Origin of the sequence: Allocatelliglobosispora scoriae (genome assembly GCF_014204945.1) — a bacterium.
GTDB lineage: Bacteria > Actinomycetota > Actinomycetes > Mycobacteriales > Micromonosporaceae > Allocatelliglobosispora > Allocatelliglobosispora scoriae.
This window is the reverse complement of sequence record NZ_JACHMN010000002.1, coordinates 2,439,872-2,461,421: the sequence shown is the minus strand read 5'-3', so window position 1 is coordinate 2,461,421 and position 21,550 is coordinate 2,439,872. Positions and strand designations below refer to the sequence as shown.

At 70.3% G+C, this 21,550-nt stretch carries 18 protein-coding genes; 14 read left to right on the top strand and 4 right to left on the bottom strand.

Annotation, left to right across the window (positions count from 1 at the left end):
* The first annotated feature begins 23 nt into the window (after positions 1 to 23).
* From F4553_RS16645 to F4553_RS16620, 6 genes are all read left to right on the top strand, one after another.
* Positions 24 to 1,817, top strand: a complete 1,794-nt coding sequence (locus F4553_RS16645; RefSeq protein ID WP_184837051.1) for a hypothetical protein — start codon at positions 24 to 26, stop codon at positions 1,815 to 1,817.
* Between the two features lie 67 nt (positions 1,818 to 1,884).
* Positions 1,885 to 2,520, top strand: coding sequence for a MerR family transcriptional regulator (locus F4553_RS16640; protein WP_184837050.1), 636 nt, complete (start codon positions 1,885 to 1,887; stop codon positions 2,518 to 2,520).
* A gap of 265 nt (positions 2,521 to 2,785) precedes the next feature.
* Positions 2,786 to 5,281: an ATP-binding protein gene (locus tag F4553_RS16635; RefSeq protein WP_184837048.1), complete on the top strand. Its 2,496-nt coding sequence runs from the start codon at positions 2,786 to 2,788 to the stop codon at positions 5,279 to 5,281.
* Positions 5,282 to 5,337: 56 nt separating this feature from the next.
* Positions 5,338 to 7,047, top strand: coding sequence for a VanW family protein (locus F4553_RS16630; protein WP_246466371.1), 1,710 nt, complete (start codon positions 5,338 to 5,340; stop codon positions 7,045 to 7,047).
* Between the two features lie 166 nt (positions 7,048 to 7,213).
* A complete protein-coding gene (locus tag F4553_RS16625; protein WP_184837046.1) occupies positions 7,214 to 8,197 on the top strand; it encodes a TIGR03557 family F420-dependent LLM class oxidoreductase in 984 nt (327 codons plus the stop codon).
* Between the two features lie 434 nt (positions 8,198 to 8,631).
* Positions 8,632 to 9,915 carry a citrate synthase gene (locus F4553_RS16620; RefSeq protein ID WP_184837043.1) on the top strand — a complete coding sequence of 428 codons (1,284 nt, stop codon included), beginning with the start codon at positions 8,632 to 8,634 and terminating at the stop codon, positions 9,913 to 9,915.
* Positions 9,916 to 10,007: 92 nt separating this feature from the next.
* Here the strand turns inward: F4553_RS16620 and F4553_RS16615 are convergent, their stop codons facing one another.
* A complete protein-coding gene (locus F4553_RS16615; protein WP_221469920.1) occupies positions 10,008 to 10,766 on the bottom strand; it encodes a VOC family protein in 759 nt (252 codons plus the stop codon).
* A gap of 58 nt (positions 10,767 to 10,824) precedes the next feature.
* Positions 10,825 to 11,361: a thioredoxin domain-containing protein gene (locus F4553_RS16610; protein ID WP_184837039.1), complete on the bottom strand. Its 537-nt coding sequence runs from the start codon at positions 11,359 to 11,361 to the stop codon at positions 10,825 to 10,827.
* A 139-nt stretch (positions 11,362 to 11,500) separates the two neighbouring features.
* Here F4553_RS16610 and F4553_RS16605 point away from each other — a divergent pair, with 139 nt between their 5' ends.
* Positions 11,501 to 12,238 (top strand): AfsR/SARP family transcriptional regulator, encoded by a 738-nt coding sequence (locus tag F4553_RS16605; RefSeq protein WP_184837037.1) that lies wholly within the window; start codon positions 11,501 to 11,503, stop codon positions 12,236 to 12,238.
* 75 nt (positions 12,239 to 12,313) lie between these two features.
* A complete protein-coding gene (locus F4553_RS16600; protein ID WP_184837035.1) occupies positions 12,314 to 12,523 on the top strand; it encodes a hypothetical protein in 210 nt (69 codons plus the stop codon).
* A gap of 111 nt (positions 12,524 to 12,634) precedes the next feature.
* Here the strand turns inward: F4553_RS16600 and F4553_RS16595 are convergent, their stop codons facing one another.
* Positions 12,635 to 14,422 carry an ABC transporter ATP-binding protein gene (locus tag F4553_RS16595; RefSeq protein WP_184837033.1) on the bottom strand — a complete coding sequence of 596 codons (1,788 nt, stop codon included), beginning with the start codon at positions 14,420 to 14,422 and terminating at the stop codon, positions 12,635 to 12,637.
* A gap of 53 nt (positions 14,423 to 14,475) precedes the next feature.
* A complete protein-coding gene (locus F4553_RS16590; protein WP_184837031.1) occupies positions 14,476 to 14,832 on the bottom strand; it encodes a hypothetical protein in 357 nt (118 codons plus the stop codon).
* 346 nt (positions 14,833 to 15,178) lie between these two features.
* Between F4553_RS16590 and F4553_RS16585 the strand changes: the two genes are divergently transcribed.
* The 6 genes from F4553_RS16585 to F4553_RS16560 all read left to right on the top strand — a co-directional run bounded on the left by F4553_RS16585 (position 15,179) and on the right by F4553_RS16560 (position 21,537).
* Positions 15,179 to 15,949 (top strand): enoyl-CoA hydratase/isomerase family protein, encoded by a 771-nt coding sequence (locus F4553_RS16585; RefSeq protein WP_184837029.1) that lies wholly within the window; start codon positions 15,179 to 15,181, stop codon positions 15,947 to 15,949.
* A 156-nt stretch (positions 15,950 to 16,105) separates the two neighbouring features.
* On the top strand, positions 16,106 to 16,729 hold the full coding sequence (locus F4553_RS16580) for a TetR/AcrR family transcriptional regulator (RefSeq protein WP_184837027.1): 624 nt from the start codon (positions 16,106 to 16,108) through the stop codon (positions 16,727 to 16,729).
* Complete coding sequence (locus F4553_RS16575) at positions 16,726 to 17,982, top strand: MFS transporter (protein ID WP_184837025.1); 1,257 nt, start codon at positions 16,726 to 16,728, stop codon at positions 17,980 to 17,982. The genes F4553_RS16580 and F4553_RS16575 overlap by 4 nt, the downstream gene beginning before the upstream one ends.
* A 2-nt stretch (positions 17,983 to 17,984) precedes the next feature.
* Positions 17,985 to 19,205: an amino acid deaminase/aldolase gene (locus tag F4553_RS16570; RefSeq protein ID WP_184837023.1), complete on the top strand. Its 1,221-nt coding sequence runs from the start codon at positions 17,985 to 17,987 to the stop codon at positions 19,203 to 19,205.
* Entirely contained in the window at positions 19,202 to 20,503 is a 1,302-nt protein-coding gene (locus tag F4553_RS16565) for a D-arabinono-1,4-lactone oxidase (RefSeq protein ID WP_184837022.1), read from the top strand. The genes F4553_RS16570 and F4553_RS16565 overlap by 4 nt, the downstream gene beginning before the upstream one ends.
* 59 nt (positions 20,504 to 20,562) lie before the next feature.
* The gene (locus F4553_RS16560) at positions 20,563 to 21,537 is read left to right on the top strand and encodes an anti-sigma factor RsbA family regulatory protein (protein ID WP_184837020.1); all 975 of its coding nucleotides are present in this window, start codon (positions 20,563 to 20,565) and stop codon (positions 21,535 to 21,537) included.
* Positions 21,538 to 21,550 lie beyond the last annotated feature (13 nt).

Genomic DNA, 21,550 nt, shown 5'->3' with positions numbered 1-21,550 from the left:
TCACTCAGGGAGCTTGAGCACACATGACCGACCTGTTCAACATCGCCGAACTCGGTGCGGCCTTCGGTGCCGGTGCCATCGTCGTCGGCGTGCTGCAACGCCTCGCGCTGCGGGCGGCATATGAGATCAACAAGGTGAAGGTGTGGCGGCTCAAGCGCACGTCGTGGGCTGAGGCGGCGGTCCCCACCCACCTGCGGCCGGGGCAGCACCGGATGGGCTGGCTGGTCGAGCTGGGCATCAGGAAGCGACGGGTGCAGATCGACCGGCGGCAGCTCGAACTCGGGATAGAGCCCGCCAACCTGCGGGCCGAGCTGAAGATGGTCAAGGCCGCGAAGGCGAAGGCGAAGCAGTCGAGGTCGGTGGTCGGCGTCGTCGAGCTCGTCGGCGTACCGGCCGGGGTCCGCGACGGTGCCCCGGTCATCGAGACGGTTGTCGAGACGGTCATCGAGGGCGAGGTCGCCGATGTGGTGATCGTGTCGCCCCCGGCCGATGACCTGCCCGAGACGTACGACGCCGAATCCGATGTGGACGACGAAGCGGACGGCGACGACGAGGCGTCGGCGGCCGCGTCCGAGGGGAAGGCGCCGCGTCGGCGCTGGCTCGAACTGCGCCGCGCCGCAGCAGCGTCCGATGTGGATGCAGAGGTCGGGCCCGCGGCCCCGACGCGCCGGGCCAGGCGTGCCGCGAGAGCGGAGGCCAAGGCCGCAGCCAGGGCTGCGAAGGTCGCCGCGAAGGCCGAGGAGGTCGCTGCCAAGACCGATGCGAAGGCCAAGGCGTTCGCGGCGAAGGCTGAGGCGAAGGCAGAGAAGGCCGCAGCCGGGGCTGATGCGAAGGCGGTGAAGGCCGCGGCGAAGACCGCCCGGGCTCTGCCCGAGGTGCCCGCCGAGGCGGTCCGGCCGGAGGCCGTCGCCGAGGCGAGCGACGTGGCGGCGCCGGTGCTCGTGCCCGATGTCCCGACCGGGCCGGAGATCTCGGCGGTGGCCGAGCGCGAGAGCATCGCGGAGTCCGCCGCGCCCGATGGGGCCGACCCTGCCGGGGACTCCGTGGCGCAAGCGCCGCCGCGCCGGCCGGCGACCCGGTCCAAGGGCGCCGGAGCTGCCAAGAGCACCGGCGCCGCGAGGGCGGCGACGTCCAAGGCCACCCCGCCGGCCAAGGCGACGGCCAGGTCCGCGACGGCGAAGACCGGTTCGGCCAAGCCCGCCGCACCCGGCAGGTCCGCGCAGTCGGCCAGGACGCCGAAGGGTGCCGACCTCGGCAAGCTCGCCAACGTCGGCGACCAGGACCTCCTCGCCTGGATCAACCAGCTCGGCGACCCCGCCGAGGCGGTCTCCGAAGCCGATGCCGCGCCCGTGGCCGAGCCGGTCGCCGCAGCCGCCGCGGTGGCGAAGGCCGACGGTCCCTATGACCCCAGCGAGCGCTTCGTCGGCCGGGTCTTCATGCCCGTCGACATCGCGGCGATCTACTACAACGACGACTGCCAGACCGAGGCGCTCCAGCTCATCGCACCGGAACGGCCCAGCTGGGAGATCGGCGACGACGACTACCGGCCGGGTTTCGAGGTCGCCGACGAGCTGGCCGCGAAGCGGGTCGCCGTGCACCAGGACCTCGCGGCGATGCGCGCGCACGCCGCCCAGCTCCTCGCCACCGTGGAGTGGCCCCGGATGGGCGAGCCGCCGCTGCCCGTCCCGCCGGGAATGGTGCCCGGCACCGACAGCACGACCGGTCCGTCGCCCGACGACGGCACCGGATCGGCGGCGCGCCGCAGCGACCAGCGGCGTACCGGCACGAAAAAGCCGAGGAAGGTGGTGGCGCGGTGAACGCGACACGCAAGATCGAAATAGGTGCCGTCGTTATCGGACTGACCATGGCGTCGGGGAAGCGCTGATGCGCATCGCCGAACTCAGCAAGCGCTCCGGCGTCCGGGTCCCGACCATCAAGTACTACCTGCGCGAGCACCTGCTCCCGCCGGGTGAGCTGACCAGCGCCAACCAGGCGCGCTACGGCACCGAGCACCTGCGGCGGCTGCGGCTGGTGCGTGCGCTCGTCGAGGTCGGCCGCCTGCCGATCGCCGCGATCCGCGAGCTGCTCGCCCGGGCCGACCAGCCCGAGCCCGACCTGCCCAACGTCCTGGGCCACGCGCTGATGAGCATGGGCCCGCGCGAGCACCACCCGAGCGAGGAGCGGATCGCCGCAGCCGAACGGGAGGTCGACGACCTCGTCGCCCGGCGCGGCTGGCGGATCAGCGAAACGGCCCCGGCGAGGCGCGCGGTGGCCGAGGTCGTCGCGACCCTGCGCCAGCTCGGGGTCGAGGAGCCGATCACCTACATCGACGGGTACGCCGAGGCGGCCGAACTCATCGCCCAGGTCGACATGAGCCTGGTCCGCGGCCGGATCCACGACCCCGCCGACCTCGTCTACGGCGTGGTCATCGGCACGATCGTCGGGGACAACCTGCTCGCCGGATTGCGGCGCCTGACGCAGGAGGACGCCGCGGTCGAATGTCCTCGCTCACCGCAGTAATAGCCCGCGGTGTGGGCGGGTGCGGAGGATCGGGGGCCGGGCGCCTTGCCTGCTCGGCCCCCGATCCAGCACCACAAGATCGTCGCAACTCTTGAAGAGTTGGTCCTCAGGGGGTTTTAGGACCAACTCTTCAAGAGTTGCGACGATCTTGTGGTTGTGGCGGTCTTCTGCCGTGGTGAACTCGGCGTTGATCGACAAATCGTTCGAGTTGGATATCATGCCGGTGTTCGTGCCGGGTTCGGCGCTGCTGCGGGGGGAGGCGCCGATGGCTCTCAGTGAGGCTCTCGGCGGGGTGATGCGCCGCTCCGGCGTCGGTTCCAAGACCCTGAGCAAGCTCACCGGCATCCCGCGGACGGCGATCGACAACTGGCGCGACGGGACCGTCCGCCGCCCGCGCCACTGGCGGCCGATGCTGCAGATCGCCAGGGTGCTCTCACTCTCCCGCGACGAGACCGACGAGCTGCTCGTGGCGGCCGGCTATCCCCGGCTCGCGGTGCTCGGCGGCGAGCTGCCGCCCTACCACCCCGATCGGGAGCACCTCTGCCCGTGGCTGACGCCCCAGCCGGAGCCGCCCGCACCCTCCCGCTGCCAGCTCCGAGCTCCCGCCGGTGACTTCGTCGGGCGGTCCGCGGAGCTGGAGGCCGTGCTGGCGGCGCTGCGCAGCACCCGGGACGCGCCGATCATCGGCCTGCGCGGCATGGCGGGCATCGGCAAGACCGAGCTCGCCCTCCTCGCCGCCAACCGGGTCCGCGACACCTATCCCGATGCCCAGCTCGTCGTGCACCTGCACGGGGTGGGCGCCGAACCGCTGCCACCGGCGCAGGCGCTGCGGCAGATCATCCACGCCCTCACCCCGGACGCCCGGCTCGACGACGACCTCGACACGCTGCAGCGGCGCTACTGCTCGGTGCTGGGCGGGCAGCGGGTGCTCATCGTCGCCGACGACGCGTGCGACGCCGGCCAGGTACGCCATCTGCTCCCGCCCGCCGGCAGCGCCCTGCTGGTGACGAGCCGGCAGCGCTTCACCCTGCCCGGCATGCGGGCGGTCGACCTGGAGCAGTTCGCCGAGGTCGAGGCGGTCCGGATGCTGCGGACCATCTGCGACCGCGTCTCCGATGCGCAGGCCCGCACCATCGCCCGGGCCTGCGGTTACCTGCCGCTCGCGCTGCGGATCAGCGGCGGCCTGCTCGCCAACGACCCCGCGCTGCCGGTCGCCGAGCACATCGCGGCCCTGCTCGACCGGTGCCGCCCGCTGGCCCGTCTGCGCGACCCCGACGACGCGCACCTCGACATCGAGGCCTCGCTCAGCCTGAGCTACGACCGGCTCGACGATCCGGCCCGGGCCGTCTTCCGGCAGCTCAGCGTCTTCGTCGCGGACTTCGGCTCCGAGCTCGCGGCCGAGGTGGTGCGGGCGCCGGGTGATGTCGGCGAGGCGTGCCGCCTGTTGCTGCGCCGCAGCCTCGTCGGCTATGACCCGATCCGGCGGCGGTGGCGGCTGCACGACCTGGTCCGTGAGCTGGCGGCCGGGCACCTGGCGGCTGCGGGGGAGGTCGAGGCCGCGATGTGGCGGTACGCCGAGGCGTGCCTGCGGACCGCGGAATCCATCCAGCGGGACTACCTGTCCGGCGGGGATGCGGTTGGCACGGCGCTCGCCTCCTTCGACACCGAGCGCCCGCACCTCGACGCCGCCCGGGCCTGGGCTGCGGAGCACGCCGGTGCCGAGCAGGGGGATCGGCTGCTCGTCGCGGACGCCACGGCGAGTTACCACCACATCGGGTTCATGCGCTACGACCGGCGCCACGAGATCGCACCCTTCGCCGAGCGGGCGCTGGAGGCCGCCCGACGGCTCGGCGACGATCGGGGCCAGGGTGTCGTGCTCAACCGGCTCGGCCAGCTCCACCTCGACCTGGGCGACGCGGGCCGGGCCATCGCCGCGTTCGGCGAGCAGCTCGACCTGCTCCGTGCCGCCGGGGACATCGCCGGGCAGGCGCGGGCGCTCAACAATCTCGGCAACGCCCACCTGCTCCTCGGGGACCCGCACCGGGCGCTGCGTCTGCACGAGGAGCAGCTGGTGCTCGTACACCAGATGGATGATCTTCGGGGTGAAGCGATGGCACGCTGCAACCTGGGGCGGGCCCGCGTGAGCCTGGGCGAGACGGACCTGGGCCTGGCCGAGCTGCAGCCGGCGCTCGCCATCGCCCGACGGCTCGGCGACGCCTATGGCGAGGCCGCGGTGCTCGCCGACATCGGCGCCGCCCACCTCGCGGCCGGTGATCCGCTCCCCGCCGGTGCCCTGCTCGAACGTTCGCTCGCCATCATCCGCGCCCTCGGCGACCGGCACGGGGAGTCCCGGGTGCTCGCCGATCTGGCGCTCGCCGCAGCGGCGCTCGGGCAGCAGCAGGAGGGGCTCAAGCACGGCGAGGCGGCGGTGGCGATCGCGCGGGAGATCGGTGCTCCGCATGCCGAGGCGACCGGGCTGCGCGCGCGGGGTGCCTGCCTCGCCGCGGCGGGTGAGCCGGAGCGGGCTCGGATCTCGCTGGAGCGGGCGCTGGCCGGGCTGCGGACCCTCGGCGACCGGGGCGGCGAGGCCGAGTGCCAGTGGCAGCTGGGCCTCAGCCTGCTCGGCGACGACCGCCAACGCGCATTACCGCTGCTGGCGGCGGCGGTCGCCTATCGGCGAGAGATCGGCCACAGCCGGGCGGAGCAGTGGGACCAGAAATATCAGGCATATCTCATTAGCCACTCAAATCTGGGCTCATAGGGTATGTCGGGCTAGCGTGGGGCGCCGTCCGTCCGCTCGATGATGAGGTGCCCGTCTTGCTCTCCGCCCCCACGCTCCGCTCGGTCTCCTCGCGCAGGCGCTGGCTGGCCGCCGGTGTCGCCGCCGTGCTCGTGCTCGGCATCGCCGCCGTCGGTTATGCCAACGTCGCCGACGTGCCCCGGGGTGTCACCGTGCTCGGCATCCAGATCGGCGGCCGGACCCGGGCCGAGGCGGCCGACGCGCTGCGGGCCGGGCTCGCCGCCCGCTCGGAGCGGCTCGCCAAGCCGCTGACCGTGCACATCGCCGACGAGAACGCCACGGTGCAGCCCGAGGATGTCGGCCTCACCGTCGACGTCGACGCCACGATCGACGCGGCCGCCGCGACGGCCCGCAACCCGCTCACGGCGCTCGCCTCGATCTTCGGCCGGGACGCCGAGGTCGAGCCGGTCGTCGGGGTCGACGGCACCCGCCTGATGGCCGCGCTCACGCCGGCCGCCGCCAAGGTCGGCACCGCGATGACGATGCCCGCGATCACCTTCGCCGGCACCACGCCCACGGCCGTGCACCCGAAGGCGGGGCGCGGGCTCGATCCCGCGAGCACCGCCGACGCCGTTCGCGCGGCCTGGCTGCGCGCCGACGACGTGACCGTGCCGCTCACCGAGATCGCGCCGGTCAGCACCACCGCCGACGTGGACCGGCTGCTCGCCGAACTCGCCACTCCCGCCGTCGCCGGGCCGGTGACGGTCACCACCGACAAGGGCACCCTGACCGCGACGCCGAAGGCGATCGCGGCGAGCCTCGTGATCGACGCCGATGCCGAGGGGCGGCTCACCCCGCACGTCGACGAGAAGAAGCTGCGCGCGGCCCTGAGCACGGAGCTGGCGAAGGTCGAGACCCAGCCGAAGAACGCGAGCGTCTCCGCCGACGGTGGCGCGCCTAAGGTGGTGGCGAGCACCGGCGGCGTCCTGGTCGACGCGGCGCAGCTCGCCAAGGATCTGCTGCCGGTGCTGCCGCTCGGCACGGCTCGGTCCGTCCGCGCGGCGATGAAGACCGTCGAGCCGGGCACCACCGACGGTGAGCTGGCCAAGCTCGGCATCCGTGAGCAGGTCTCCAGCTTCACCACCCGCTTCAGCGGCGGCCTCGGCACGGCGCGGAGCAAGAACATCGTGCAGATCGCGAAGGAGGTCGACGGCGCGATCGTGCAGCCCGGCGAGACCTTCTCCCTCAACGGCCGCACCGGCGTACGCGGCTATGACGAGGGCTACTCCGACGCACCGGTGATCATGGAGGGCAAGCTGGTACCGGGCGTGGGCGGCGGGGCATCGCAGTTCACCACGACGCTGTTCAACGCGGCCTACTACGCCGGGCTCAAGGACATCGAGCACAAGCCGCACTCCTACTACTTCTCGCGCTACCCGGCCGTCATCGAGTCGACGATCTTCTACCCGGACCTGGATCTGAAGTTCCAGAACACGACGGACCACGGGATCCTGATCGACACGTCCTACACCAAGGACTCGATCACGGTGAGCATGTGGTCGACGAAGGTCTACGACAGCGTGACCACGGAATATGGCGCCAAGCGCGACATCCGCCAGCCCGAGGAGAAGACGCTGAAGGCCGGACCGGACTGCATCGCGACGGCGGGCAGCGAGGGCTTCACGCAGGACGCGTGGCGGGTGCTGCGCAAGGACGGGAAGGTGGTCCAGCGGGACCGGTTCACCTGGACCTACGACCCCGAACCCACCTACACCTGCGGCCGGTAACGCCAGGATCGCCTACGCCGAGATCGTCGCAACTCTTCCAGAGTTGCGACGATCTTGTTTGTGCGTCCCATCACCGATTGGTTCTCATGTAATTCGTCGCAGACCATCCCGGCGGACGGGCCTGCACGGATAGCATCCGAACAACGGACATGGGTAGGAGAACCGGATGAGTCAGGCACACGTCGGCTACGCCGCGATGTTGGAGCAGTTCGGACCGATGGAGGTCACCGACTACACGGTGCAGGCGGAGGCGGCCGGGTTCCAGGGCGTGATGGCCGCCGACCACTTCCAGCCGTGGGTGCCGCAGCAGGGCAACGCGCCCTTCGTGTGGAACGTGCTCACGGCGATGGGGGAGCGCACCCGAGGCGACCTCGGGCCGGGGGTGACCTGCCCGTCGTTCCGGTTCCACCCGGCGATGGTGGCGCAGGCCTCGGCGACGCTCGCCGCGATGTACCCGGACCGGCACTGGCTGGGGCTCGGGTCGGGCGAGGCGCTCAACGAGCACATCGTCGGCGGCTACTGGCCGGAGGCGCACGAGCGGCTGACCCGGATGTGGGAGGCGATCGAGGTCATCCAGAAGCTCTTCACCGGCAAGGACGTGAAGCACAGGGGGCAGTTCTTCCAGCTGGAGACGTGCCGGCTCTGGACGCTCCCGGCGACCCCGCCGCCGATCTACGTCGCGACGGCCGGCCCGATCACGGCGAAGAAGGCCGGTGCGACCGTCGACGGCATCATCACCCCGGGCGCGCCGATCGAGAAGGTGACCGGGCTGCTGAAGCGTTTCGACGCGGGCGTGAAGGAGGCGGGTCGCGAACCGGGTCTGAAGATCCTGCAGCTGCACCTGTCGTGGGCGCCGACGGACGAGGAAGCCCTCGCCAACGCGGTGACGGAGTGGCCGACCGGCGGGATGAAATTCCCGAAGCAGGACATCCGGTCGCCATTCGACTTCGAGCAGATGGCGAAGCTGGTCCGCCCGGAGGACTTCGAGGGCCGGATGCTGATCTCCAGCGACCCGGACCGGCACCGGGCGGAGATCCAGAAGTTCTTCGACGCCGGGATCGACCGGGTCTACCTGCACAACGTCGGCCGCAACCAGACCGAGTGGATCGAGGTCTTCGGCCGCGACGTCCTCCCCAAGCTGACCTCCTAGCGAAGGCGGCCACCGCCAAGATCGTCGCAACTCTTGAAGAGTTGGTCCTAACGGGTTTTTAGGACCAACTCTTCAAGAGTTGCGACGATCTTGGCGGGATCTGCCGTGTGCGAAACGTAACGTTGCAGACGTGGTATGCGACACATCCCCGAGTGGGGTGCGCGAACGCTCGTTCACGGGAGATGATGACGGCGGCGTGGTTCGCCGCGCTGAAAGTGTGGGAGGCTCGGCCGAATCGCATCAGATACGGGCCAGACATCGACGTCAGGCCATGTTGATCGCCTTGGACCGCAGGCAGTCGCCGAGCGGACCGATGATCGCCGAGGTGATGCTCACCTCACTGATCTCGGGGACCCTTGCCGCGATTCTCCGCGTACCGTGATGTTGGCTCAAGTCTTGGGCCCAATCAATCTTCCGACAAAGTGAGGGAAGTCGTGGCGGATGTAAGCCTGGAAACCCCTGGTTCACACCTGTCGATGTCGGTGCGCCCCGCGGTCGACGGCCCGGGCGGAATCGACATCAGCAAGGTCTTGAGCGACACCGGTTTCGTCACCTATGATCCCGGTTTCGTCAACACCGCCGCCTGCACGTCCGCGATCACCTATATCGACGGTGACGCGGGCATCCTGCGGTACAGGGGTTACCCCATCGAGCAGCTTGCGGAGAAGTCCTCGTTCATCGAGGTCTCCTACCTGCTGATGTACGGCGAGCTGCCGACCGCGGCCCAGCTCACCGAGTTCAGTGACCGGCTTCGCGTGCACACGCTGCTGCACGAGGACATGCGCCGGTTCTTCGAGGGCTTCCCGCGCGACGCGCACCCGATGTCGGTGCTCTCCGCCTCGGTGAGCGCGCTCGGCACCTTCTACCAGGACAGCCTCGACCCGTTCGACCACGACCAGGTCGAGATCTCCACGGTCCGGCTCCTGGCGAAGCTGCCGACGATCGCGTCGTATGCGTACAAGAAGTCGATCGGTCAGCCGCTGCTCTACCCGGACAACTCGCTCGGCTATGTCGAGAACTACCTCCGGATGACCTTCGGCGTGCCCGCCACTGCCTATGAGATCGACCCGGTCATGGCGAAGGCACTGGACCTGCTGCTCGTGCTGCACGCCGACCATGAGCAGAACTGTTCCACCTCCGCCGTCCGCCTGGTCGGCTCGGCGCACGCCAGCCTCTTCGCCTCGGTCTCCTCCGGCGTCAACGCCCTCTCCGGCCCGCTGCACGGCGGCGCCAACGAGGCGGTGCTGGAGATGCTGGAGAAGATCCGGCTCGACGGCGGTGACGTGGCGGCCTTCGTCCGCAAGGTCAAGGCCCGCGAGGACGGCATCAAGCTGATGGGCTTCGGGCACCGGGTCTACAAGAACTACGACCCGCGCGCCGCCATCGTGAAGGGCATGGCGCAGGAGGTCCTCGGCCGGATGGCCAAGCCCGATCCGCTGCTCGACATCGCGATGCAGCTCGAGGAGATCGCGCTCGCCGACGACTTCTTCGTCTCGCGCAAGCTCTACCCGAACGTCGACTTCTACACCGGCCTCATCTACAAGGCGATGGGCTTCCCGCCCAAGATGTTCACCGTGCTCTTCGCGCTCGGCCGGCTCCCCGGCTGGATCGCGCAGTGGCGCGAGATGATCGGTGACTCCGCGACCAAGATCGGCCGTCCGCGGCAGGTCTACACCGGTGCCCCGGTGCGCGACTTCATCCCCCTCGACCAGCGCTAAAGCGCCCAAGATCGTCGCAACTCTTCAAGAGTTGTCGCTTCAGGCCGCCAGGCCTTAAGCACAACTCTTGAAGAGTTGCGACGATCTTGTGATTAGGGCGCGAAGTCCGGATTGCTCTTGATGATGCTGAAGATGCCGCCCTGCGGGTCGACGAGGGTCGCCATCCGCCCGGCGGGGGAGTCCTCGCGCAGCATCTCGGTCGCGCCGAGCGAGATTGCCCGGTCCGCCACGGCGTCACAGTCGGCGACGTCGAAGTAGACGCCCCAGCGAGGCGCCTCCGACTCCACCTGCATGATCCCGGCCACGGCGTGGTCATCGACGTTGAGCAGGGTGTATGTCATGCCCGGCCCCATCTCGATGTCGCGGGCCGACGCCGGCAGGACCGCGGGATAGAAGGCGGCTGCCGCCGCGGCGTCGGTCGTGGAGAGCTCGACCCACGCCATCGCGCCGACCGCGGCGACGAGCTCGGCGCCGTGGTGCGCGGCCGGCTGCCAACTGGAGAAGAACGCCCCGGCCGGGTCCGTGAAGACCGCCATTCGACCCTGGTCCATCACGTCCTCCGGCGGCACGATGACCTTGCCGCCGTGGGTCTCGACCCGGGCCGCGACCGCATCGACGTCGTCGGTGGCGAAGTAGGTCGACCAGGAGGTGCCCCGGTCCGCGTCGGTGGCCGGGCCGATGCCCGCCACCTGCTTGCCGTCCTTCAGGAAGAACCCGTAGCCGCCCGCCTCGGGGCCGAGGTCGACCAGGGTCCAGCCGAAGATCTCACCGTAGAAGTCCCGGGCGCCGTCGACATCGGTGGTGCCGAGGTCGAGCCAGTTGGGTGCGCCTGGCGGGAATGTCGTCGTCATAACGGCCATCCTCGCGCCGACGGCCGACAATTTCCGGCGAACGGGCCATCCGGACCGGTCAGGCGGCCGCGCCGACGGGAAGGGACGAGATGCGTACGCCAGCCGTCACGATCGTCCCGTCCGGCCCGATGAGGCACAGAGCCGGAAACCCCCGTACGCCGACCGCAGTCTGCACCGCTCCGAACTCCGGTTCGACGATGACCCGTGCCACCGGTTCCAGCCGGTCCACCATCTCCCAGACCTCCTCGGGCGCACCCACGACGACGGCGGTGATCCCGTCCCGCCCGGGTGGGAAGTCCTTCGCGTAGGCCACGAACTCGGGCAACCGCTCGTGGCACGTCTCGCAGTCGGTGGTGAAGAACCCGAGCACCAGGGCATCCGCCGAGCCGATGGCGACCGTCGTGCCGTCCGTCGCGGTGGCGGTGGCGGGTGTGATCCGGTCGCCGACGGCGCGGGTGAAGACATTGGCCACGTCGAGGCGGACCGAGAGCAGCTCGGTGTGCTCGCGCAGCCGCCGGATGATCCCGGCGCTGAGCACGAGGTTCAGCAGGCCGAGCAGTCCGACGAGCACGACGGCGGCGATCAGGTAAGGCACGGCTCTTCTCCTCCACAACGGCTCAACAGCACCGTATGGAGGCGACATTCACCGTTGATTTACATCCACCGGTGGATGGATATGACGCCCGGTCGACCTATTCTGTTTAGAAAGTTTACAACTGGCATGGGGGCTTGCTTTGCTGTTTCGGATACTCGGACCCGTCGATCTTCTCCATCCACACGGCACCGTCTCGATCCGGCGCGGCAAGGCCAGAGCGCTGCTCGCGGTGCTGCTCCTGCACCCGGGGCACGTGCTCTCCTACGACCGGCTCACCCGGGCACTCTGGGACGAGTCGCCGCCGGTCTCCGCGATCGGCAACCTGCGCACCTACGCCTGCCTGCTGCGCGGGCTGATCGGCGAGCACGAGGGGATCGGGCTCGTCACCCACGATGCCGGCTACTCGATCCAGGCGCCGCCGACCGCGATGGACCATCTCATCTGGGCGGACCTCGTCGAGCGGGGCGGCCGGGCGCTGGCGGACGATGTGCCGGACGAGGCGTACCAACTGCTCAGTGCGGCCGAGCAGCTCTGGCGCGGCGACGCCGCGCACGGTGTGGAGCGGCTCGGACCGCTCGCGGGCTGGCTCGCCGCGCTGGAGGAGCAGCGGCTGCACGCCGTCGAGGACCTCGCCGAGGCGGCGCTGCTCAGCGGCCGGACCACCGCCGCCATCGCGACACTGCGAGCGGTGCTCACGGAGAATCCGGCGCGGGAACGCTCCTGGGAGCTGCTGATGACGGCGCTCGACCGGTCCGGCGACATCGACGCCGCGCTGCGCTGCTTCGGCGATGCGCAGGCGGCGCTGCGCGACGGGCTCGGCGTCGACCCGGCACCCCGGCTGCACCACCTCTTTCAACAGATCCTTCAGCGTGTGTGAATGTCTTGTGTACGCCCGCTGGACCCGCCTTCCCTAGCGTCGAGGCGAAAGACCCATCGAGGGAGGTGACCTGACATGATCCGTTTCGTGGAAACGCTGGGCGAGAAGGCCCTGAGCCTGGTCGTGCCGAAGGCCAAGGCGAGTGCGGCGTGCAACTGGCCGGTGTGCCCGAGCGGCTACAGCATCCAGTGGACCAGCACGCTCTGCGGCGGCGGCTGTTACTACTACGACTGCCGCAGCGGTGGCATCCTGCGGGCCGGCGGCTGCGGCCGTCGCTACACGTAAATCGCTCCAACGGCGGGGGCGGACCGAACCTGGGTCCGCCCCCGCCGAAGACCGAGATCCGCGCAACTCTTGAAGAGTTGGTGCTAAGAGCGTCCGTCCAGGACGGGTGCTCTACGACAGCTGGTACCCCGCCGCCTGCAGCCGGAAGAGCCGGGCATAGGCGCCGTCCGCCGCCATCAACGCCTCGTGGCCGCCCCGCTCGGTGATGACCCCGTCGTCGAGCACGGCGATCAGGTCGGCGTCCCGTGCCGTACCGAGCCGGTGCGAGATGTCCAGACTGGTCCGTCCCGCCCGGTAACGGCGCAGCCGGGAGTGCACGTCGTGCTCCGACTCGGGGTCCAGCCCGGATGAGGGCTCGTCGAGGATCAGCAGCTCCGCGCCGTCGCGCAGCAGCGCGCGAGCCAGCGCCACGCGCTGCCACTGACCACCCGAGAGGGGTACGCCCACCCCGCCCTCCTCATCGAACGCCCGGCTCAGCAGCGTGTCGTAGCCGGCCGGGAGCCCGGCGAGCGCGTCGTGCACCCCCGCCCGCTGCGCGGCGAGCACCAGCCGTGGCCGGTCGTCGAGCGCAGCGGTCTCGCCCAGCCCGATGTTCTCGGCCCCGGTGAGGTCATAGGCCATGTAGTCCTGGAAGACGGCCGCGATCCGCCGCCGCAGCTCCGCCGGGTCCACGTCACGGATGTCGACGCCGTCCCAGAGCACCGCTCCGCGGGTCGGGTCATAGAAGCGGCAGAGCAGCTTGACCAGGGTGCTCTTGCCCGCACCGTTGGCGCCGACGAGGGCGACGCTCGCACCGGCCGGGATCGTCAGGTCGACCCCGCGCAGGATCCACGGATGGTCGTCGTCGTATCGGAACCACACGTCGCGCAGCTCGATCCCGTGGCCCAGCGGCGGCAGCGGTCGGGGTTCGGCGGCGACGGGCAGCTCGGGCTCGGCGCCCAGCACCGCTCGGTAGTGGGCGAAGAGGAGGAGCTGCTCGTGCGTACCCGCGAGATTGGCCGCCATGGAGGCGAGGCTCGCCTGGACGCCCGCGATCGCCGCGACCACCAGCGTGACATCACCGACCGTGAGCGAACCGGCGGCCGCTCGCTGCACCGTCCACAGTAGGCAGAGTGCGGCGACGGCGACGGCCGTCAGGCCGAGCCCGCCCTGGGTGAGGGCTTCGCGGCGGTCGAGCCGGTGCTGCTCGGCATCGGCGGAGCGGCGCTCGGCGATCATGCGGGACCGCAGCAGCGCGCCGATGCCGAAGAGCCGGATCTCCTTCGCGGCCCGCACCTCGCCGAGCAGCGAGGCATAGAACGCCTCGCGGCGCTGCGCCGGGCCGATCCGCCAGTACATCCCCGCTCGACGGCGAGCCAGCGCCAGCTCGGCGAGGAGCACCGGAACGGCCGCCGCGAGCACGAGCAGCGCCGAGACCGGGTGCAGCACCAGCAGCGAACCGAGGAAGCCGACCACCGTGACCACGGCCGTGAGCAGCGCCAATCCGCCATCGACGATCCGGCCGGGCGCCACCCCGCCGGCGAACTGCGCCAGCCGCAACGTGTCCAGAAAGGAGGGTGTCTCGAACCGGGCCAGTCCGGGAAAGCGGTCCACCGAGGCGTAGAGCCGGTCGAGCGCGAGCACCGCCGTCGCCCGGTTGGCCGCGTTGCGCACGAAGGACGCGAGGTGCGGCAGCGCCGCCGTGCCCAGTCCCGCGACCGCGAGCCCCGCGACCAGCCAACCGAGGCCGGTCTCCCCGGCGGCGAGCCGGTCGAGCAGCCGCTTCAGGCACCAGGAGGCGGCGATCGGCGCGGCCCCGGCGGCGAACCCGAGCGTGATCGAGGTGATCAGCCGAACCGGTGCCGCACGCAGCACCAGGCCGATCGCCGCAGCAGCGCCCGACCAGGCATGAACAGCCAACTCCCACCTCCCGCGAACCCGTTCAGGTTAGGTTCGCGGGATACACGCGTGCTTCACTTGCTGCCGCACAGGCTCGACATCCGGTCGGCGAGCGCCTCCAGCCGCGCGGTGTCGAAGGTCTGCAGCGAGGTCAGGCTGTTGAGCGAGCCGCCGAGCGACTGGAACTCCGCCGCGACATCCTCCAGTGCGGTCTTGACCTGCGGGTTCTGTGCCTGCTGCGCGTCGGTGCGCAGGTTGCCGGCGAGGGTGATCAGGATGGTGCCGGACTTCTTGACGGACTGCTCGGCGCCGGTCAGGTCGCCGTTCGTCGCGGAGGAGCTGACCTTGCCCAGCTCCGTCGTGAAATCCGAGACGCCCGCGGTCACGGTCGCGGCTGACTTGGCGCAGACCTCGCGTGTGTTCTGATCCATCGTGATGGACGGTTCGGGCGCCGGTGTCGCCTCTGCTGCTGATGTGGTCGGAAACGGCGTCGGTGTCGGGTCCGCCGCCAACGCCGGCGCGGCCCCTCCCACCAGCGCGACCGCGCACGCGGCCGTCAAAACCAAGCGCTTCATGGCTCCCCCAGTCCATCGAAGATGACCTTGACAGATTACGCCCGGGCCAAAGATCAAACCCCCTTTTCCGGGTACGCCCACCGCCGCACCCGCCGCGGTCACGTTTTGCAGCAAAGCGTGGCCATATCGCGAAGCGATGCCACGCTTTGCTGCAAAACGTGACCGCGGACCGGGGTGATCAACCGCGGGTTATCGTGTGGGCGTGACCGGGCGGCTGGATGTGGAGATCGCGGGTGCGGTGGCGACGGTCCGCATCGCCAACCCGGCCAAGCGCAACGCGATGACCGCCGACATGTGGCGCGAGCTGCCGACAGTCCTGGATGGACTGATCGTCGAGGACGCCGTACGCGTGGTCGTGCTGCGCGGCGACGGCAACACCTTCTGCGCCGGTGCGGATATCGCCAACCTCGCCGATGTCGGGGCCGATACGCCGGACGCCAACCTCGCCGTCGCGGCCGAGGAGGCGCTGGCCCGCTTCCCGAAGCCGACGATCGCCCGGATCGAGGGGTTCTGCGTCGGCGGCGGCTGCCAGCTCGCGCTCGCCTGCGATTTCCGCTTCGCCACGGCGGATGCGCGTTTCGGCATCACCCCCGCGAAGCTGGGCATCGTCTACCCCGCGTCGAGCACCGCCCGGCTGGTCCAGTCGGTCGGACCGGCGGCGGCTCGGTTCCTGCTGCTCTCGGCGGAGCTCGTCGGCGTCGACCGGGCGCTGCGCTGGGGCCTGATCGACGAGATCGCGGGCGAGGCCCGGGTGGACGAGTTCGCCGGGGTGCTCGCCTCGCGATCGGCCCTGAGCCAGGCCGCGTCCAAGGAGATCATCGCGATGGCGGCGGCCACCTCGATCGACGCCGACCGGGTGGCCCACTGGATGCGCGAGGTACGCGAGAGCGGCGAGGCCCGCGAGGGCGCCGACGCGTTCCTGGCCCGCCGCCCGCCAAGCTTCCCCTGGCACCCGCACCCCAAGATCTTCTAGCCCGCCCCAAGATCGTCGCAACTCTTGAAGAGTTGGTCCTAACGGGGTTTTAGGACCAACTCTTCAAGAGTTGCGACGATCTTGGACGGCAAGGGGGTAGACAGGCGGGGGAGAGACTGGGACAGTTGACCCACTTTACGAACGTGGGGTGAACGAGTGGCGAGAATCCCGGCTGCGGAGCGTCGATCCGCCCTGGTCCAGGCCGCGCTGCGGGTGATCGCCACCCACGGCGTCGCGGCCGCCACGACCCGGGCGATCGTCGCCGAGGCGGGGATGTCGCTGGCGAGCTTCCACTACGCGTTCAAGTCGCGTGACGAGCTGATCTCCGAGCTGATCACGTTCGTCATCGACCACGAGATCCTCGCCGCGACCCAGGGGTTGGCGACCGGTGCCGACCTGCGCACCACGATCCGCGACGGGCTCCATGCCTACCTGCGGCTCGTCGAGCAGGATCCGCTTCGGGAGCTCGCCATGTTCGAGCTGGTGCAGTACGCCATGCGTACCCCCGAGCTGGGTGCCGCCGCCCGCCAGCAGTACGACGCCTACTACCGTGCCGCCGCGGGTCTGCTCGTGCACGTCGCCGAGCAGAACCGGATCACCTGGCGGCGGCCGATCGACGAGATGGCCCGGATCCTGATCACCCTCAGCGACGGCCTGACCCTGGGCTGGCTCGTCGACCGGGACAGCGCCCAGGCCGAGAGCGTGATCGAGTTCGCCACCGAAGCACTAGCGGCCATGGCCGTCCCCCACCCCGCCACAACTCTCGAAGAGGCCCGATGAGCACTGTCGCGCAACCCCAGGAAGCCCCCAGCGGCGCCTTCGCGGAGCCGGTCCGGCGGGTCGGTGGCGGTTGGATCAGCGCGTTCGCCTTCGCCTGGCTCGGCATCTGGATGGCTCAGCTCACCCCGATCCAGCTCCTGCTGCCCGAGCAGATCGAGGCGCAGCTCCAGGCGGCCGACTGGGTCGACAACGTCATCGCGTTCGGGGTGGTCTCCGGCATCGCGGGCATGTTCGCGCTGGTCGCCTACCCGATGACCGGTGCGCTCTCCGACCGCACCACGTCCCGGCTCGGTCGGCGGCGACCGTGGATCATCATCGGCGCGCTGCTCTTCGCGGGCGCCCTGGCCCTGCTCGGCGAGCAGAGCGGCATCATCGGGATCGGCATCTGCTGGACCGTCGCGCTGATCGGCTTCTGCGTGCTGACCGCGGCGCTCACCGCGACCATCTCCGACCAGGTGCCGGTGGGCCAGCGCGGCTTCGTCTCCGGCTGGATCTCCGCGCCGCAGGCGGTGGGCACCATCGCCGGGCTGGTCCTCGTCACCGAGGTCTTCATCGGCCAGCGGTACGGCTACTGGTCGATGGCGATCCTGCTGCTGGTGCTCGTGGCGCCCTTCGTGATCTGGGCACCCGACGCGGTCCTGCCGAAGGGCACCCGGGCCGAACGCCAGACGCTGTGGATCAGCCCCAGGCAGTACCCCGACTTCGGCTGGACCCTGCTCAGCCGCATCCTCGTCAACTTCGGCAACGCCTTCGGCACGACGCTGCTGCTCTACTTCCTGAAATACCACGTCAAGGTCGCCGACGCGGATGCCGCGATCATCAACCTCTCCCTGGTCTACATGGGGTTCGTGGTGCTCGCCTCGCTCATCCTCGGCCGGCTCTCCGACAAGCTCGGTCGCCGCAAGGTCTTCGTGCTGATCGCCGCCGCCTGCCAGGGTGCCGCCGCGATCCTGCTCGCCTTCTTCCCCGACCTCACCGTCGCGATGGTCGGCGCGGGGCTGCTCGGCCTCGGTTACGGCTGCTTCCTCTCCGTCGACCAGGCGCTCGCCACGCAGGTCCTGCCGGATCCCGCCGCGCGGGGCAAGGATCTGGGCATCATGAACATTGCGACGGCGTTTCCGCAGGCCATGGCACCACTGCTCGGCGCGCTGATCGTCGCCTACGCGGGCGGCTTCGGCGTGCTCTACATCGTCGCGGGGCTGACGTCGATCGTGGGCGCGGCCTGCGTACTCCCCATCAAGCAGGTGAGGTAGGCATGAGGCTGACCACCCCGGGCGGAGCGCCCTGGCGCGAGGCCCACTGGGCCGCGATGGACGCGGCGACCGCGCACCTCGACCCGGTCTTCGCCGCGCTGCACCTGGGCGCGCTGACGCACAACGCGCTCGACATGCAGCGGCGGGCCGACGGCATCCCGATCCGGATCGCGAGCAAGTCGGTTCGCGTCCGCGAGGTGATGGACGCGGTGCTCGAGCTGCCCGGTTACCGGGGAGTGCTCGCCTACACGCTGCCGGAGGCGATCTGGCTGGCCCGGACGATCGACGACGTCGTGGTCGGTTACCCCAGCGCCGATCGGGCCGCATACGCGCAGCTCGGCCGCAGCGGCATGCTGGCGGAGCGGGTCACCGTGATGATCGACTCCGTCGACCAGCTCGACCTCGTCGACGCGGCGATCGCACCGGGCAAGCGGGAGCCGATCCGGGTCTGCATCGAGCTCGACGCCTCCTGGAACGCCCGCGTCCTGGGCCACATCGGCGTCTGGCGCTCGCCGATCCACACCGCCGACCAGGCCCGCAAGCTCGCCGAGGCGATCGTGGGGCGGCCGGGGTTCACACTCGTCGGCATGATGGGCTACGAGGCGCAGATCGCCGGGCTCGGCAACGCTCCTGCCGGGAAACCGCTGATGGCGCGCGTGGTGCGGGCGATCCAGCGCTCCTCGATGGCGGAGCTGGTCGAGCGGCGAACCGCCGCCGTCCACGCGGTCTCGCAGCTCACGACGCTGGAGTTCGTCAACGGCGGCGGCACCGGCAGCATCGAACGCACCAGCGCCGACCCGTCGGTCACCGAGGTCGCGGCCGGTTCGGGCCTGTTCGGCCCGCATCTGTTCGACAACTACCAGCACTTCACTCCCGCTCCGGCCGCCGCTTTCGCCCTTCCGGTGGTACGCCGCCCGGCCCCCGATCGAGTGACGCTCCTCGGCGGCGGCTGGATCGCGTCGGGCCCGCCGGGGAGGGACCGGCTGCCGCAGATCGCCTGGCCGCAGGGGCTGACGATGGTCGACCGGGAGATGGCGGGCGAGGTGCAGACCCCCGTCGTCGGCGCGGCGGCAGGGAAGCTGCGCATCGGTGACCGGGTGTGGCTGCGGCACACGAAGGCGGGCGAGCTGAGCGAGCACGCCAACGAGCTCCATGTGGTGGACGGCGATGCGGTGGTCGGCACGGTCGCCACCTATCGCGGCGAGGGAAAGGCGTTCCTGTGAGCGGCACGTGGCAGAACTGGGGTCGCAGCGAGAGCGTCACCCCGGCCCGGGTGGAGCATCCGTCGACAGTGGACGCGGTGGTGGCCGCGGTCGCGGGCGCGCGCCGGGACGGGTTGCGGGTCAAGCCGATCGGCGCCGGTCACAGCTTCACCGGCATCGCGGTCGCGCCCGGCGTACAGCTGGGGTTGGCCCGGCTCTCCGGTCTGATCTCGGTCGACGGCAACCTCGCCACCTTCGCGGCGGGCACGGCGCTGCACCAGGTCCCGGCCCTGCTCGCACCCTATGAGCTGGCGATGGAGAACCTCGGCGACATCGACGCGCAGACCCTCGCGGGCGCCACCTCGACCGGAACGCACGGCACGGGCGCCAGATTCGCCGGGCTCGCCAACCAGGTCGCCGCGGTGACCCTGGTGACCGCCGACGGGTCCGTGCTGCGGATCGACGCCGATCACGAGCTCTTCAACGCGGCGCGGCTCGGGCTGGGTGCGCTCGGGGTGCTCGTCGAGATCACCCTGCGCTGCGTACCGGCGTTCAAGCTGCACGCGGTGGAGCGGCCGGAGCGGCTCGACGGCGTACTCGAATCGTTCCTGGAGCGGGCCGCGGCCGCCGACCACTTCGAGTTCTACTGGTTCCCGCACACGACGACCGCGCTGACGAAGACGAACACCCGGCTGCCGCTCTCGGCGGAGAGCCGGCCGCTGGGCAAGGTGAAGCGCTGGATCGACGACGACCTGATGTCCAACCGGGTCTTCGCCGGCGTCTGCGGCCTCGGCCGTGCCGTGCCGCCGCTCATCCCGCCGGTCAACCGGTTGGCGCAGCGGCTCACCGGCAACCGCGAATTCACCGACATCTCGACCGGCGTCTTCACCACCGAGCGCCGGGTACGCTTCCGCGAGATGGAGTACGCCCTGCCCAGGGCCGCGATCACCGATGCCTTGCGGGAGATCGACAAGCTCATCACCGCGCGCGGCTGGCGCATCTCCTTCCCCCTGGAGGTCCGGGTCGCCGCCCCCGACGACATCTGGCTCTCCACCGGCCACGGTCGCGACACCGGATATATAGCTATTCACCGCTATTTCCGGGAGAATCACCATGAGTACTTTCAGGCAGTTGAGCGAATTTTCCGGTCATATGAGGGTCGTCCTCATTGGGGTAAGATTCACTATCAGGACGCCGAGTCGCTGAGCCTTCGCTACCCCCGGTTCGGAGACTTCCTCGCCGCTCGGAAGCGTCTCGATCCCGATCACCTGTTCGCCAACGACTACCTCGATCGGGTGCTTGGCCGCCTGTCTGACTGACGCCGCGCCGGGTGCCTGGAAGGATTAGGCAACTCCTCTTGCGGCTGAGGAAGAACGCCATGTTGACCAAGCACCCTCGCGTGCGAGGCACGCTGGACCATCCCGCCCTCTTCTACCGGGGCCGGGATGCGCTGGTCGCTTCCCTGATCCCGTTCATCAAAGCGGGTCTCGCCGAGGGCGAACCCGTCCTCGCCGCCCTGCCCCCGGCGAATCTCGCCGCGCTGCGCCTGGCGATGGGCCCGGAGGAGATCCCCGGTCTGCGATTCGCCGACATGAGCGTCGCGGGGCGCAATCCCGGCCGCATCCTGCCGCTGGTTCTGGACGCCTTCGTGCAGGAGGCGGGGGATCGACGCGCCCGGATCATCGGCGAGCCGATCTGGGCCGACCGCACCGACCTGGAGTACCCGGCCTGCTTCGAGCACGAGATGCTGATCAACCTGGCCCTGACCGGGCAGGACGTGACCGTGCTCTGCCCCTATGACCTCGACAGCCTGCAGCCCGACCGGATCGCCGACGCGGAGCTGACCCACCCGACACTGCTCGACGCGCGCGGTGTGGTCCGCCGCAGCGCGCGGTACCCGCACGACGACGAGGCCTCGCTCCTCTTCGACCAGCAGCTGCCCAAGCCGCCCGCGGTGGCGATCTCACTCGCCTTCGACGGTGACGGGCTGCGCGAGGTCCGCCGGCTCATCACGGATCTGGGCATCGCCGCCGACAACCTCGCGATGCTGCAGATAGCGGTGAGCGAGCTCTCGATCAACGCCATCGAGCACGGTGGCGGCTCCGGTGTGCTGCGGGTCTGGCGCGAGGAGAGCTACGTCGTCGGCGAGGTGGAATCGCCGCGCCTGCTGCACAACGTGCTCGCCGGGCGCCTGCTCGCCGACCCGCACAGCCTCAGCGGGCGGGGTCTGCTGCTGCTCAACGGGCTCTGCGACCTGGTGCGGGTGCAGACGGGGTCGGACGGCACGCTGATCCGATTCTGGCTGCCGGTCGCCGGACCGGACTCCGTGGAGCCCGGTCCGGATCTCGACTGAGCGGTGTCGACCC

Bases quoted from the DNA above. Each gene is read 5' to 3' on its own strand.
- F4553_RS16645 (WP_184837051.1), top strand. From the start codon at position 24: ATGACCGACCTGTTCAACATCGCCGAACTCGGTGCGGCCTTCGGTGCC.
- F4553_RS16640 (WP_184837050.1), top strand. From the start codon at position 1,885: ATGCGCATCGCCGAACTCAGCAAGCGCTCCGGCGTCCGGGTCCCGACC.
- F4553_RS16635 (WP_184837048.1), top strand. From the start codon at position 2,786: ATGGCTCTCAGTGAGGCTCTCGGCGGGGTGATGCGCCGCTCCGGCGTC.
- F4553_RS16625 (WP_184837046.1), top strand. From the start codon at position 7,214: ATGAGTCAGGCACACGTCGGCTACGCCGCGATGTTGGAGCAGTTCGGA.
- F4553_RS16615 (WP_221469920.1), bottom strand. From the start codon at position 10,766: ATGACGACGACATTCCCGCCAGGCGCACCCAACTGGCTCGACCTCGGC.
- F4553_RS16600 (WP_184837035.1), top strand. From the start codon at position 12,314: ATGATCCGTTTCGTGGAAACGCTGGGCGAGAAGGCCCTGAGCCTGGTC.
- F4553_RS16590 (WP_184837031.1), bottom strand. From the start codon at position 14,832: ATGGATCAGAACACACGCGAGGTCTGCGCCAAGTCAGCCGCGACCGTG.
- F4553_RS16575 (WP_184837025.1), top strand. From the start codon at position 16,726: ATGAGCACTGTCGCGCAACCCCAGGAAGCCCCCAGCGGCGCCTTCGCG.
- F4553_RS16570 (WP_184837023.1), top strand. From the start codon at position 17,985: ATGAGGCTGACCACCCCGGGCGGAGCGCCCTGGCGCGAGGCCCACTGG.
- F4553_RS16560 (WP_184837020.1), top strand. From the start codon at position 20,563: ATGTTGACCAAGCACCCTCGCGTGCGAGGCACGCTGGACCATCCCGCC.